Raw genomic sequence first — 14014 nt, forward strand, 5'->3', positions numbered from 1 at the left:
AGTTTTATGTCTTTCGACAGCTCAATGAATTCTGAATTTATTTTAATATCTTTCGATATTGAATTGACTGTGCCGAATCAACTTATAAATAAGTTACTTCTGTTGGTCACTCAGTTTTCAATTGAGACTCTAATTTGTTTGCCTCGCTAATTACCCATAAAGAGTAAGTAGGTTGGCTGTTAGAACTCAATCTGTACGAGTGCCCACACAGATGATTGCTTTATATTGTTAAAGAACGTTTTGAGTCGCTTTAGCGTCTCAAGGGATGCGTATAATACATCCTTTATTTTTCGAGTCAACACTTTGTTTTAAACTTTCTTTCGACAATTTAAAACCGAAGTTTTATTTAACTCTCTAAGTAGTTACTGCCTTGCTATGCATCGGCGTTTCCCATCTCAGTGGGGTCGCATTATAGGGAGATCCGAAAACAGATCAACTGTTTTTTAAAGAAAACTTGAAATAAACTGCTGTTCGCTGAGTATTTGAGCTAAACACGTTAAAAACACAACATAACTAGCAAGCTATTAACAACTAAAGATATTTTTATACCTTCTCATATTTAAAAGTAGGGTTAAACGATCTTTATATAAAGGCTAATGCCCCAGATGATCACGACGATCGACAATGCAAGTGTTACTGCAGCAGATCCCATATCTTTGGCTCTACCTGATAATACATGCCGCTCTGTGCTTACCCGATCGGTTAGGGCTTCAATTGCGGAGTTTAATAATTCGACTATAAGCATAATCAGTAGCGTACTAACAAGTAGTGCCCAATGAAGTAATGACGAAGCTAACCAAAATGATAGTGGTAACAAAATAATGCATAGGAGTAGCTCTTGTCTAAATGCGACTTCTTCTTTAAACGCGGCTTTAAAGCCAAGGTACGAACAATAGCTTGCTTTAAAAACACGCTTGAGACCGAGGCCATTTGGTTTTAATACATCTTTCATTAATAAACTCTATAAATGAAGGTCAAAATAAAGCCCCGCATTGCGAGGCTTTTATTTACGCTACACCGTATTGGTCGCGGTAAGCTTTAACTGAGGCTAAATGCTGATCCATAGTCCCTTGGCTTTCAAGGTAACTAATTAGATCTGCTAGTTTTACAATAGAGATGACTTTGGTATTAAAGTCTCGCTCAACTTCTTGAATAGCTGATAACTCGGCTTTACCTTTTTCTTGGCGATCAAGGGCGATCAATACACCACTTAGATCTGCGCCATTCTCTGCGATAATTTCCATCGACTCACGAATAGCAGTGCCGGCGGTGATCACATCATCCACTAGCATGATTTTACCTTTAAGTTCAGAGCCTACTAATGTGCCACCCTCACCGTGTGCTTTTTTCTCTTTACGATTAAAACAATAAGGTACATCTTTATTGTAATGATCTGCTAAAGCAACTGCGGTTGTCGTTGCAATAGGAATACCTTTATAAGCAGGGCCAAATAATACATCGTACTCAATGGCGGCATCTTCTAATGCTGCAGCATAAAAACGGCCTAAACGCGCTAAATCTCGTCCTGTATTAAATAAACCAGCATTAAAAAAGTACGGGCTAGTGCGGCCTGACTTTAAAGTAAATTCACCAAACTTTAATACCTGCTTTTCTAAAGCGAACTCAATAAACTCTATTTGATAATCTTTCATATACAGTGATCCTTTGCGTTATGCTAATGCTTGCTTTTGTACGTCGATAATTTCACGAATAGAGTGCTTAGCTAATGTAAGTAACTCATCGAGTTCGTCGAACGAAAACGGTTCACCTTCGGCAGTTCCTTGAATTTCGATAATTTTGCCGGTTTCGGTCAGAATGACGTTCATATCGGTTTCTGCTGCTGAATCTTCTATGTACTCTAGATCACTAATGGCTTGGCCTTTATAGATACCTACCGAAATTGCTGCAATCATGTATTTAAGTGGGTTTGAATTGATCATCCCTTTAGCACGCATATGCGTAAGTGCGTCAACTAATGCAACACAGGCACCACTAATAGATGCGGTACGTGTTCCGCCATCAGCTTGAATAACATCGCAATCAATAGTAATAGTGTTTTCGCCAAGCGCTTTTAAATCAACAGCAGCACGAAGTGCACGCGCAATTAAGCGTTGAATTTCCATAGTACGACCGCCCTGCTTTCCACGCGCCGCTTCACGGGCATTACGTGTGTGCGTTGCACGCGGTAACATACCGTATTCTGCATTGATCCAACCTTTACCTTGGCCTTTCATAAAACGAGGTACACCCGATTCAACTGTAGCAGTACAAAGCACCTTAGTATTACCAAACTCAACAAGTACTGAGCCTTCAGCATGCAAAGTATAATTACGTGTAAATGTAACAGGTCTAATTTGGTTAGCTGTTCTTTCGCTTGGACGCATTGACGATCCCCTTAATTCAGAATTTGCGACATTATAAGTGCATGTCGGTGTAGATGCCATGCTGATTGTAAAATATTCAGTCTATTAAATTTTCCCTAGAGCTTAAGCAGTGTTACGGTATAATCATTGTAATATTGTATTTATTAATTTTAGGAAACTATCCATGATCCACAGTATGACTGCTTACGCGCGTCGCGAAATAAAAGGCGATTGGGGCACCGGCACTTGGGAAGTTCGTTCAGTGAACCAGCGCTACCTTGAAACATTTATTCGTGCACCAGAGCAATTTCGTGGCATGGAGCCAGTAATTCGTGAGCGCTTACGTAAACATTTACAACGCGGTAAAGTTGAAGTTTTCTTAAAGTTTGTAGCAAACCCTGCGCATGTTGGCGAGCTGTCAATTAATGAAGCACTTGCAGAGCAGCTAATAAATAGTGCTAAGTGGGTACAACAACACAGTGATGGTGACATTAACCCAGTTGATATACTACGCTGGCCTGGTGTTATGGAAGCACAAGAGCTTGATATGGATAGTGTAAATACTGCACTTATTGCAGGCTTTGACCAAGTAGTAGAAGATTTTAAATCTGCACGTGGTGATGAAGGTGAAAACCTACAAGAGATGATAGCTACTCGCCTTGAAGCTATTTTAGAGCAAGTAGCTATTGTAGAAACGCACATGCCTGAAATTGCCAAATGGCAGCGCGAAAAGTTAGCGCAAAAACTCGAAGATTTAACGGCTAATATTGACGAATCACGCCTTGAACAAGAGCTTATTTATTTAGCTCAAAAGCAAGATGTGGCTGAAGAATTAGATCGCTTAAAGTCGCATGTTAAAGAAACCAAAAAAATTCTTACAAAAGGCGGGGCATGTGGTCGTCGTTTAGACTTTATGATGCAAGAGTTTAACCGCGAAGCAAACACATTAGCATCTAAGTCTATCAATAGTGACATTACTACTGCCGCTGTAGAGCTAAAAGTGCTGATTGAGCAAATGCGTGAGCAAATTCAAAATATTGAGTAATGCTTTAATGTTCAAGCCTTAAAATTGAGCACTAAGAGTTAATTAAAGTGCAATAGTGTTATTAAAGGCTTGAGTTATTTATAACTCAAGCCTATTTATTTTAGATAGAGAAAAACATGGCTCAAACTCGCGGAAACTTATTTATTTTATCGGCACCATCGGGAGCGGGTAAATCAAGCTTAATAAATGCGTTATTGAAAAAGCATACGGATATGAAGGTATCTGTATCACACACGACTCGCGCTAAACGACCTGGTGAAGAGAATGGTGTACATTACCATTTTGTATCAACCGATGAATTTAAAGCACTCATAACTAAAGATGACTTTTTTGAATGGGCGCAAGTGTTTGATAACTACTATGGCACTTCAAAACAAGCTATTGAGTCGCAACTAGATGCTGGTATTGATGTGTTTTTAGATATTGATTGGCAGGGTGCGCAGCAAGTGCGTAAAATTATGCCTAGTGTACAAACTATTTTTATTTTACCGCCTTCAAAGGCAGAGCTAGAGCAACGTTTGAATAACCGCGGCCAAGACTCGCAAGAAATTATTGCTGGGCGTATGGCACAAGCGCAATCAGAAACGTCACATTACAACGAATACGACTTTGTAATTGTTAATGATGACTTTGATACTGCACTAACCGACATAGAAACAATTGTTATGGCGCAGCGTTTAACATTAAAAATGCAAAGCGTTCGTCATCAAAGTTTACTAAATAGCTTACTTAAATAATGTAAGCTTTGCTTATATTGCTATTAAGCAAGTAAAACAGATAAAAATTAACCACTGGCTATTGGCGAAACAGGCTGCTTGCAGTAAACTACGCCTTTGCTTTTAAATTATTTTGGAGTGCTGAGATGGCCCGCGTAACAGTTGAAGATGCAGTAGATGCAATTGGTAATCGTTTTGACTTAATTTTAGTTGCGGCCCGTCGTGCCCGTCAAATTGCTGTTGGTGGTAAAAGACCACTAGTAGACCCTGAAAACGACAAGCCTACGGTAATTGCTTTACGTGAAATTGAATTAGGTTTGGTAGATAGCTCATCAATGGACGTTATTGATCGTGAAGAGCAACAACATCAAGAAGCAGCTGAATTAGCTGCTGTTGCTGCTATTGTTGGTGGCAACCAATAATCGACCTCCCGGTCTGATTTTAGCCAACGGCGCAGTATTTCTTCACTAGCCGTTGGCAATCCTGTCTTTTCATCGTATATTCTTAACTTACCGTTTCCTATTTGCTTCACAAGAACATTGGAGTGTGAATGTATCTTTTTGAAGGTCTTAAAAAGAAAATCTCAGAATACTTGCCAGCCGCCGACGTTGAGCTGGTGCAAAAAGCCTATGTGGTAGCCCGAGAGGCCCATGAAGGACAAACTCGTTCAAGTGGCGAGCCCTACATAACTCATCCTGTTGAAGTAAGCCAAATTCTTGCAAGTATGCATCTTGACCATGAAACACTTATGGCTGCGTTGATGCATGATGTTATTGAAGATACTAATTTTAGCCAGCAAGACTTAGCTGAAATTTTTGGTGATACTGTTGCTGAATTAGTTGAAGGGGTAAGTAAGCTCGATAAACTTAGCTTTAAAGATAAAAAAGAATTCCAAGCTGAGAATTACCGCAAAATGATTATGGCAATGACCCAAGATATTCGGGTTATTTTAATCAAGCTTGCCGATCGTACGCACAATATGCGCACATTAGGCTCACTACGCCCTGATAAGCGCCGCCGTATTGCCCGCGAAACATTAGAAATTTATGCGCCAATAGCCAATCGTTTAGGTATTCATGATATTAAAAATGAGCTAGAAGACTTAGGTTTTCAGGCTTTATATCCGATGCGTCATCGTGCACTTAAATCTGAAGTAGCTAAAGCACGAGGTAATCGCAAGGAAGTTATTTCTAACATTCAAAACGAAATAGAAATGCGTCTTGAGCAATCAGGAATAAAGGCAACTGTGTCTGGTCGCGAAAAGCATATTTATAGCATTTATAAAAAAATGCTTAATAAAGAGCTGCTATTTAATGAAGTAATGGATATTTATGCGTTTAGAATCGCGGTTGAATCTATGGATATCTGTTATCGCGTTTTAGGCGTAGCGCATAATTTATATAAACCAATTGAAACTCGCTTTAAAGATTATATTGCCGTGCCAAAAACAAATGGCTACCAGTCTTTACATACCTCTTTGGTGGGTCCGCATGGGATTCCGGTTGAAATTCAGATCCGTACCCATGACATGGATCATATGGCAGATAAAGGGGTCGCTGCACATTGGATGTATAAAAAAGCAAATGATGGTGGCGCTGGAAGTACTGCACAGCAACGTGCACGCCAATGGATGCAAAGCCTGTTAGAGTTACAGCAAAGCGCTGGCTCGTCGTTTGAGTTTGTTGAAAATGTAAAAACTGAATTATTCCCTGAAGAAATTTACGTATTTACACCTGATGGTCGTATTATTGAGCTACCTATGGGCGCAACAGCGGTTGATTTTGCTTATGCGGTGCATACTGACGTGGGCCACACTTGTGTTGGCGCACGTGTTAATCGCAAACCTTACCCGTTGAGTAAACCAATTGATACAGGGCAAACGATAGAAATAATTACCAGCTCTGGCGCTCACCCTAATGCAACTTGGCTAAACTTTATTGTTACAGGTAAAGCGCGCTTAGGGGTTCGTAATTACCTTAAAAGCCAGCATCACGAAGAAGCACTCCTTTTAGGCCGACGTTTACTCGATTCTGCATTGGGTGAAAGTAAGCTCGACAGTATTGCCCAAGAAAATATCGACAGAGTACTTAAAGAGCATGAGCTCACTACAGTACAAGCGTTATTAGTTGAGATTGGTTCTGGAAATTTAATGAGTATGCTAATTGCAAAACGTTTATTGCAAAACGAGGATGGTGATGTAGCCAATATTGCCAAGCAAGCTAAGGCAACCATTATTGGTACTGAAGGCATGCTGGTTAACTATTCTAAATGCTGCCGCCCTGTTCCTGGTGATGCTATTACTGCACACATCAGCCAAGGTAAAGGACTAACAGTTCATCGCCAAGAATGTAAAAACATTCGTGGGTGGGAAAATGATCGCTCTAAATACTTAGTGGTTAAATGGGATGACAACCCTGAAAAAGAATATATTGCGGCTTTACGTGTTGAAATTATTAACCACCAAGGTGCACTCGCTAAGTTAACTAATGTGGTTGCGACAACACAAGCTAATATTGTAGAAATTGCCACCGATGAAAAAGAAAGTAATTTATACGTGATAGATTTAGGGATTACCGTTAAAAACCGTATCCATGTTGCTAATATTATGCGTCGCATTCGTGTGATGCCTGATGTGCAAAAGGTCTATCGTAAAAAGTAAAATAGGAAACACATGAATAAAGCATTTATCTCTACCGACAAAGCACCTGCTGCAATTGGCACTTATAGCCAAGCAGTTAAAGTAGGCACTGCTGTTTATTTATCTGGTCAAATACCCTTAGTACCTGAGACGATGGAAGTCATATCAGAAGACTTTGCGCAGCAAACACACCAAGTATTTAAAAATATTGCTGCGGTATGTGAAGAAGCAGGTGGTCAAATTCAAGACTTAGTAAAAGTGAATATTTACCTTACCGACTTATCTAACTTTGCAATAGTTAACGAAGTAATGAGCCAATACTTTAAAAAACCATACCCTGCCCGTGCAGCTATTGGTGTAAGAGCTTTACCTAAAAATGTACAAGTTGAAATTGATGGAATTATGGAGTTACCTTCAACTAACTAATTTATTCTAAGAGCTATAGCCAAAGCTATAGCTCTTATTCTGCTACTTCCTGCGCATTATTACCCTCAATTCTTGACTCAAAAGTAAATTTCTAGCACTCTATTATTCTGTCATATAAACAAACTTAACTTTGATAGTAAAAAGGATTAACTCGTGTTTAAGCTTGCTCATAATGGAAATGTATTACTTGATATCGGTAAGCACTCGCCCCCTTCAGCCGCTTTTATAATTGAAGCACTAGAAGAGTCGAATTTTTGTGATTGTAAAATAGATTATGACTCTATAAATAACTTTTTTAAAAGTAAAAACCCTGAGCCTATCTTAGTAGTAGCAACTAAACACGATGCAATATTAAGCGTGACTATTAGTGATGACAAAATGCTCGCTATTGGCGAATTAACACTAGCTCAAGGCGGTAATGTTCTTAGTTTAGATGATGCAAAAATGCAGCTGGTAAAAGCGCGAGTAGCAAGAGGTTATAAACAAGCTTTTTTAGAAAAACTCCTGCAAAAACAATTTGAAATGCCTGCCGGAAGCTCAACTAAAGGCATTTTGGCTAAAGGCAGATTACCTATTGATGGCCAAGATACTAAATTTAATACTTTAGTAAAAACCCTTAAAGATCGTCTAAAAACACCAAAACTAAAAGATGATGGCAGTGTTGATATGCGCGACTTTGGTAAATTAGCCAGTGTAAGCCCCGGCGAAACACTTATTCGCCAGCAACCAGCCACGCCAGGTAAAGAAGGGTTTAATGTACTTGGCGACTTACTCCCAGCTAAATCAGGCGAGATACTTTCTTTAGTTTCTGGTGAAGGCACTGAAATATCAAAATCTAACCCACTTGAACTTGTCTCTACTATTGCTGGTGTACCGGTTGAAATAAATAATGGCATGCGTGTTGATGATATTTTTACCATATCGGAAGTTACAGTAAAAAGTGGTCATATTGATTTTAATGGCAGCGTTATTGTTAGTGGCAACATTGAGCCAGGTATGCGAGTAAAGGCTAAAGGCGATATTACTATTTTTGGTACTGTTGAGTCTGCACAGTTAACAGCCGATGGTAACATTACCGTAAAACAAGGGATTATTGGCCATTATAAACCTGAAGATAAATCACTCTCTTGCACGCTCAACTGCAAAGGTGACATCTATATTTCACATGCACAATATAGCTACCTTGAAGCAACTAATATACTCATTGAACGCCAAGCAAGTCACTGCTCAATAAAGGCTGTTAATCTACTACAAGTTGGTCAAGCAGAGCTCCCCAAGGGTAGGCTGTTTGGCGGAGAAGTGCTAAATGCAACAACCCTTATTGCTGGGGAAATAGGCAATGAATCGGGGGCAAAAATGGTCATTAACTTAGCTGCATCGGGGGCCGAAATCACTGCTGATACCGATAATTGCTTTCAAGACTTAGCAAATACCGATAAACAACTTGATACCTTACAAGCCGCATTAGAAAAAGCCGATTTACTTAAGGATATAGAAAAAAAGAATATGCTTATTGGGAAAATTGGCGCGACTCAACAGCATTACTGCCAACAAGCCGAGCAGTTAGAAAAGCGCTTATCAAACCTAGAAAATAATTTACATGATTTATTGAATAATGCCAATTTAGCAGTTAACAGTGTTTTACATTCAGGTGTAGTGATACATATTTTTGATAAAGTACTCAAAACAACGCGAACTTATCCTCCGTGTAGTGTAAAGCTACAAAATAATAAAATTGAGGTAGAATTTAAAACGCATTAAAAATGAGTGCTTTTGAAGCACTCATTAAATCAACCTACTTAACTAAGGGGCTATTTAAATTTGTTAAATTGCCCAAGCAGTTATGCTAATTGGCCTTATTATTTATAACAAGCCATCAAATGCAGCATGAGTTTGTTGCGGCCATGCACTCACTTGTACTTGGCCAATATGTGGTTTTTGTAATAACAACATAACAAGACGAGATTGACCAATACCACCACCAATTGTTTGCGGAAATTTATTTTGTATTAATGCCTTATGCCAATCAAACTCTAAACGGTCTTCGTCACTCGTCATACTTAATTGTTTTTGCAACACATCTGGACTAACGCGGATCCCCATAGAAGATAGCTCAAATGCGTCTTCTAATAATGGGTTCCACACTAAAATATCACCATTTAATCCTGCGTATTTGTCACAGGTTGGCGTTGACCAGTCATCGTAGTCTGGTGCTCTTACATCATGAATTTTACCATCACTCAATTTACCACCAATGCCAATTAAAAATACCGCCCCGTACTCTTGTGCAATCGCTTTTTCTCGTTGCTTAGCACTAAAATCTGGGTACATTTCTCGCAGCTCTTCGCTATGTACAAATGTAATACTGCTTGGCAAAAATGGCGTAATACCAAATTTATCGCTAACAAATTGTTCCGTTTTTTTAATACCGGTATAGATTGCTTCAACTGTTTGTTTAAGTATCGTTAGTGTGCGCTCGCTATCTTGGCAGATCACCTTTTCCCAATCCCATTGATCAACATATACTGAGTGAATAGGACTCAACGAGTCTTCATCTGGGCGTAACGCCTTCATTTGTGTATAAATGCCTTCACCATGAGAAAAGCTATGATCTCCTAATGTTTTACGTTTCCACTTTGCAAGTGAGTGCACTACTTCGTAACGGCTATCTGGAATAGCTTTTATATTTACAGCTACCGCATTTTCATGGCCACTTAAGTTGTCTTGAGTGCCATCGCCCACTCGAGCAAGTATAGGAGCTTGTACTTCTATTAATCCTAATTGCTGCTCTAGTTGCTGTGAAAAAAAATGCTTAACTTGACTTATTTGCTGCTGCTGCTGCACATAAAGTGAACTCATAATAATTGGCCTCATTCCCAGTTATTGTACTTTCGTAACTCATTGCGTCTTAAATAACGCTTCAATATGGTTATCGTAACAATTTAATTATTTAATTCAATAACCCACAATAAAAATAGCTTTAACATATTAAAAACATCAATTAAATGCTATAAAACATTAAGATTCAACAATCAAAGAGTGTAAAGGTAATGGAAAATTATCAAATCGATAATCTCGATAAACAGATTCTGCATGCATTAATGGCCAATGCACGCACACCCTACGCAGAATTAGCAAAACGTTTTAATGTGAGTGCCGGCACAATTCATGTTCGTATTGAAAAAATGAAGCAAGCGGGGATCATCACAGGAACTCAGTTAACTATCAGCACCAAGCAGTTGGGCTATGACGTGTGCTGTTTTATTGGGATTAATTTAAATAGTGCACGCGACTATCCGCAAACTCTAATTAAACTCGAAGCACTAGAGGAAGTTGTTGAAGCTTATTACACCACTGGTAACTACAGTATTTTTATCAAAGTAATGACTCGCTCAATCGATCATCTGCAAGATGTACTGATAAATAAAATACAAGCAATTGAAGCTATTCAATCAACAGAAACTCTTATATCGCTACAAAACCCAATTAGCCGCACAGTAATGCCTTAACACTAAAAATCTCGTATAATTACTGAAAAAGAGGATAATCATGCAGCAAACTCGCTATCAAAGAATCGCAGACGTACTTTCGCGCCGACAAACTGACCTAACAGTGTGTTTAGAGGACGTGCATAAACACCATAACCTTTCCGCTATCGTAAGAAGTGCAGACGCCGTAGGTTGTCATCATGTGCATGCCGTATGGCCAGAAAATCAAAAATGGCTTACTAATAATACCTCTGGTGGTAGTAAAAACTGGCTGGAAACACATTTACATAAAAATATTGACGATGCGGCAACAGCCATGCGTGCTCGTAATCCCGATATACAAATACTCGCGACTCACTTATCAACCGATGCCGTTGATTTTAGAGAAATAGACTATACTAAGCCAACCGCCATTATTGTCGGCCAAGAAAAAACAGGGATCTCAGAGCAAGCTTTAAAACACGCTGATCAAAACATTATTATACCCATGCAAGGGATGGTGCAATCACTTAATGTATCCGTTGCAGCTGCATTAATACTCTTTGAAGCTCAACGTCAGCGCGAACTTGCAGGCCTTTATAGTCGCAATATGCTGAGTGATGAAATTAAACATCCCATTTATTTTGAAGGGTGTCACCCTATTATTGCTCGGCAATGTAAGCTAAAAAAGCTTCCCTACCCGGTACTCGATGAGCACGGTGAAATAGTAGCTGATGAACAGTTTTGGCAAGCTTTAAAACATGCTTGATGCCACGTCGCACTATAAGTACACTTAACTCACTTACAAATAATAAGATTTGAGCCCACCTTGTCTAAACCTAGCTTAAGCCAATACCCAATAACAGAACTCAAAGGCGTTGGCCCTAAAATGGCCGAGCGATTGCTAAAGCTAGGTATTTCTACAGTACAAGACATGCTGTTTCATTTACCTCTTCGCTATGAAGACCGCACCCGGCTTTATACTATAAACGAGCTTTCATTACACAGCCATGTAAGCGTGGAAGCAACAATTGAAACAAGCCAGATCACCTTTGGTAAAAGGCGCATGCTAGTTTGCCAAATAAACGATGGCACCGGCAGACTTACACTACGATTTTTTAATTTTACCGCAGCACAAAAAAACGCCCTCAGTGCAGGAAAAATAATACGTTGTTTTGGTGAAGTTCGCCGTGGCCGTGTAGGCTTTGAAATGAGTCATCCGGAATATAGCATAAGCGACACACCCAATGAGCAGCCTACGGCTACAACGCTTACTCCGGTTTACTCAACCACTGAAGGTTTAAAGCAATTATCAATTAGAGCACTTAGCGATCAAGCTATTAATCTATTGCAAAAATATTCAGTAGAGGAGTTGCTTCCAGCGCAATGGCAACCTTCTAATTTAGGGCTAAGTGATGCCTTACTATTATTACATCGCCCACCTAACGACATAGACGTAATTGCACTTGAACAAGGTACTCATCCAGCTCAGCAGCGGCTCGTTTTTGAAGAGCTACTAGCGCAAAATCTCAGCTTGTTAAAAATACGCCAACAAGGGCAACAAGTTAAAGCTGTCAGCTTAAATCCTAACAACGCATTAGAAAGCCAATTTTTAGCGCAACTCCCTTTTGATCCAACCAATGCACAAAGTCGTGTAGTCGCCGAAATTAAAGGTGATTTACAACAGCCTTACCCTATGATGCGTTTAGTACAAGGCGATGTTGGCTCAGGTAAAACATTAGTAGCAGCATTAAGTGCATTGACTGCTATAGCACAAGGTTTTCAGGTAGCTTTAATGGCTCCTACCGAAATTCTCTCCGAGCAGCATGGGATTAACTTTAATAACTGGTTTAACCAATTAGGTATTACAGTTGCCTGGCTTGGAGGTAAAACTAAAGGTAGAGAACGTGTAGCTACACTTGAAAAAATAGCCTCCGGGGAGGCGCAAATGATCGTCGGCACCCATGCGTTATTTCAAGACGAGGTGAAATTTCATAATCTCGTGCTTATTATTATCGATGAACAACATCGTTTTGGTGTTCATCAACGATTATCACTGCGTGAAAAAGGCCGCTTTGGCGACTGTTACCCACATCAACTAGTCATGACAGCAACACCTATACCTCGCACACTTGCAATGACCGCTTACGCCGATTTAGAGACCTCTGTAATAGATGAATTACCACCGGGTCGAACACCCATAACAACAGTGGCATTACCAGACACTCGTCGAGGCGATATTATCAAGCGCGTTAAATTAGCCTGCCATGAGCAAGGCAGGCAAGTTTATTGGGTATGCACGCTCATTGATGAATCAGAAGTGCTGCAATGCCAAGCCGCCGAAGATAGCGCGCAGCAATTAAAAGAAGCCTTACCAGAGCTAAACGTAAGCCTTATACATGGACGGATGAAAGCTACAGAAAAACAAGCCATTATGAGTGAGTTTAAAGCTGGTAATATTCATGTTTTAGTCGCAACCACAGTCATTGAAGTAGGAGTGGATGTACCTAATGCCAGTTTGATTATTATAGAAAACCCTGAGCGTTTAGGTTTAGCACAATTACACCAACTACGTGGTCGAGTAGGGCGTGGAGCTACCGCTTCGCATTGTGTACTTTTATACCATGCACCTCTCTCACATACAGCACAAAAGCGTCTGGGCGTGTTAAGAGATAGTAACGATGGTTTTGTTATAGCTGAGCGAGACTTAGAGATCCGCGGCCCTGGTGAAGTGCTCGGCACTAAACAAACCGGTTTAGCTGAATTTAAAATTGCCGATCTAACCCGCGACAAACACACTTTAAATCAAGTCAGGCCAATAGCGCAGCAAATGCTAATACAGCACCCAAAACAAGTAGATGCACTTATAAGTAGATGGCTTGGTAATAAATCCAACTACGCACTAGCTTAAAACTGCGCTCTTTCACAATATTGAGACTACCCCTAGTACTTTCCAGCTTAAATTACACTTTTCTGCAGACGTAAAAAAGCCCGATTATTTTCAATCGGGCTTTCTCGATTTGGGGTCGGCGCGCTACTTCGTAGCGACAACGCAGTAGAATGTCGTGGTGCCCGCAGCAGTGGAGAGCCACAGTGCAAATGCTACACACTCTTTGTGTCGGGGCGGCCTTCCGCGGGGCTCGCCTTCGAGCTGTTTTGTTTGATATAGAGGAATACAAATGCCGTAGAGCACAGGATGTGCAGGAGCAGCCACTACTGAATTCGCATGGGCTTTTGGCTATTTATTAAATTCCAGACGTAAAAAAGCCCGAATCGTTAAATTCGGGCTTTCTACAATTTGGAGCCTGGCAATGTCCTACTTTCACATAGCAAATGCTACACTATCATCGGCGCTGTTT

At 40.0% G+C, this 14014-nt stretch carries 13 protein-coding genes; 9 read left to right on the forward strand and 4 right to left on the reverse strand.

Features of this window, described 5'->3' with window-relative positions; translation table 11 throughout:
• Positions 1–571: 571 nt before the first annotated feature.
• Genes J5X91_RS17205 through rph form a run of 3 tightly spaced genes read right to left on the reverse strand, consistent with a single transcriptional unit; the run spans position 572 to position 2384 of the window.
• A complete protein-coding gene (locus J5X91_RS17205; RefSeq protein ID WP_011329424.1) occupies positions 572–952 on the reverse strand; it encodes a diacylglycerol kinase in 381 nt (126 codons plus the stop codon).
• Positions 953–1007: 55 nt separating this feature from the next.
• A complete protein-coding gene (pyrE, locus tag J5X91_RS17210) occupies positions 1008–1652 on the reverse strand; it encodes an orotate phosphoribosyltransferase (protein ID WP_011329425.1) in 645 nt (214 codons plus the stop codon).
• An 18-nt stretch (positions 1653–1670) separates the two neighbouring features.
• Positions 1671–2384 (reverse strand): ribonuclease PH, encoded by a 714-nt coding sequence (gene rph, locus J5X91_RS17215; RefSeq protein ID WP_011329426.1) that lies wholly within the window; start codon positions 2382–2384, stop codon positions 1671–1673.
• 163 nt (positions 2385–2547) lie between these two features.
• On the opposite strand from rph, the gene J5X91_RS17220 reads away from it, so the two are divergent.
• From J5X91_RS17220 to J5X91_RS17245, 6 genes are all read left to right on the forward strand, one after another.
• Positions 2548–3408 (forward strand): YicC/YloC family endoribonuclease, encoded by an 861-nt coding sequence (locus J5X91_RS17220; protein WP_011329427.1) that lies wholly within the window; start codon positions 2548–2550, stop codon positions 3406–3408.
• Positions 3409–3524: 116 nt separating this feature from the next.
• Positions 3525–4145 carry a guanylate kinase gene (gene gmk, locus J5X91_RS17225; protein WP_011329428.1) on the forward strand — a complete coding sequence of 207 codons (621 nt, stop codon included), beginning with the start codon at positions 3525–3527 and terminating at the stop codon, positions 4143–4145.
• Positions 4146–4270: 125 nt separating this feature from the next.
• The gene (gene rpoZ, locus J5X91_RS17230; RefSeq protein WP_011329429.1) at positions 4271–4546 is read left to right on the forward strand and encodes a DNA-directed RNA polymerase subunit omega; all 276 of its coding nucleotides are present in this window, start codon (positions 4271–4273) and stop codon (positions 4544–4546) included.
• A 128-nt stretch (positions 4547–4674) separates the two neighbouring features.
• A complete protein-coding gene (gene spoT, locus J5X91_RS17235; RefSeq protein ID WP_011329430.1) occupies positions 4675–6783 on the forward strand; it encodes a bifunctional GTP diphosphokinase/guanosine-3',5'-bis pyrophosphate 3'-pyrophosphohydrolase in 2109 nt (702 codons plus the stop codon).
• 12 nt (positions 6784–6795) lie between these two features.
• The gene (locus tag J5X91_RS17240; RefSeq protein ID WP_011329431.1) at positions 6796–7188 is read left to right on the forward strand and encodes a RidA family protein; all 393 of its coding nucleotides are present in this window, start codon (positions 6796–6798) and stop codon (positions 7186–7188) included.
• 153 nt (positions 7189–7341) lie between these two features.
• Positions 7342–8949, forward strand: coding sequence for a FapA family protein (locus tag J5X91_RS17245; RefSeq protein ID WP_011329432.1), 1608 nt, complete (start codon positions 7342–7344; stop codon positions 8947–8949).
• A 102-nt stretch (positions 8950–9051) separates the two neighbouring features.
• On the opposite strand, the gene asnA is transcribed toward J5X91_RS17245, so the two are convergent.
• Positions 9052–10047, reverse strand: coding sequence for an aspartate--ammonia ligase (gene asnA, locus J5X91_RS17250; RefSeq protein ID WP_182679192.1), 996 nt, complete (start codon positions 10045–10047; stop codon positions 9052–9054).
• A gap of 191 nt (positions 10048–10238) precedes the next feature.
• On the opposite strand from asnA, the gene asnC reads away from it, so the two are divergent.
• From asnC to recG, 3 genes are read left to right on the forward strand one after another with little or no spacing between them, the layout of a single operon-like run.
• The gene (asnC, locus tag J5X91_RS17255; protein ID WP_011329434.1) at positions 10239–10697 is read left to right on the forward strand and encodes a transcriptional regulator AsnC; all 459 of its coding nucleotides are present in this window, start codon (positions 10239–10241) and stop codon (positions 10695–10697) included.
• A 40-nt stretch (positions 10698–10737) separates the two neighbouring features.
• Entirely contained in the window at positions 10738–11424 is a 687-nt protein-coding gene (gene trmH / locus J5X91_RS17260) for a tRNA (guanosine(18)-2'-O)-methyltransferase TrmH (protein WP_179808274.1), read from the forward strand.
• Positions 11425–11484: 60 nt separating this feature from the next.
• Positions 11485–13566, forward strand: a complete 2082-nt coding sequence (recG, locus tag J5X91_RS17265; RefSeq protein ID WP_208835300.1) for an ATP-dependent DNA helicase RecG — start codon at positions 11485–11487, stop codon at positions 13564–13566.
• Positions 13567–14014 lie beyond the last annotated feature (448 nt).

The organism is Pseudoalteromonas sp. K222D (genome assembly GCF_017653575.1).
Lineage (GTDB): Bacteria > Pseudomonadota > Gammaproteobacteria > Enterobacterales > Alteromonadaceae > Pseudoalteromonas > Pseudoalteromonas nigrifaciens.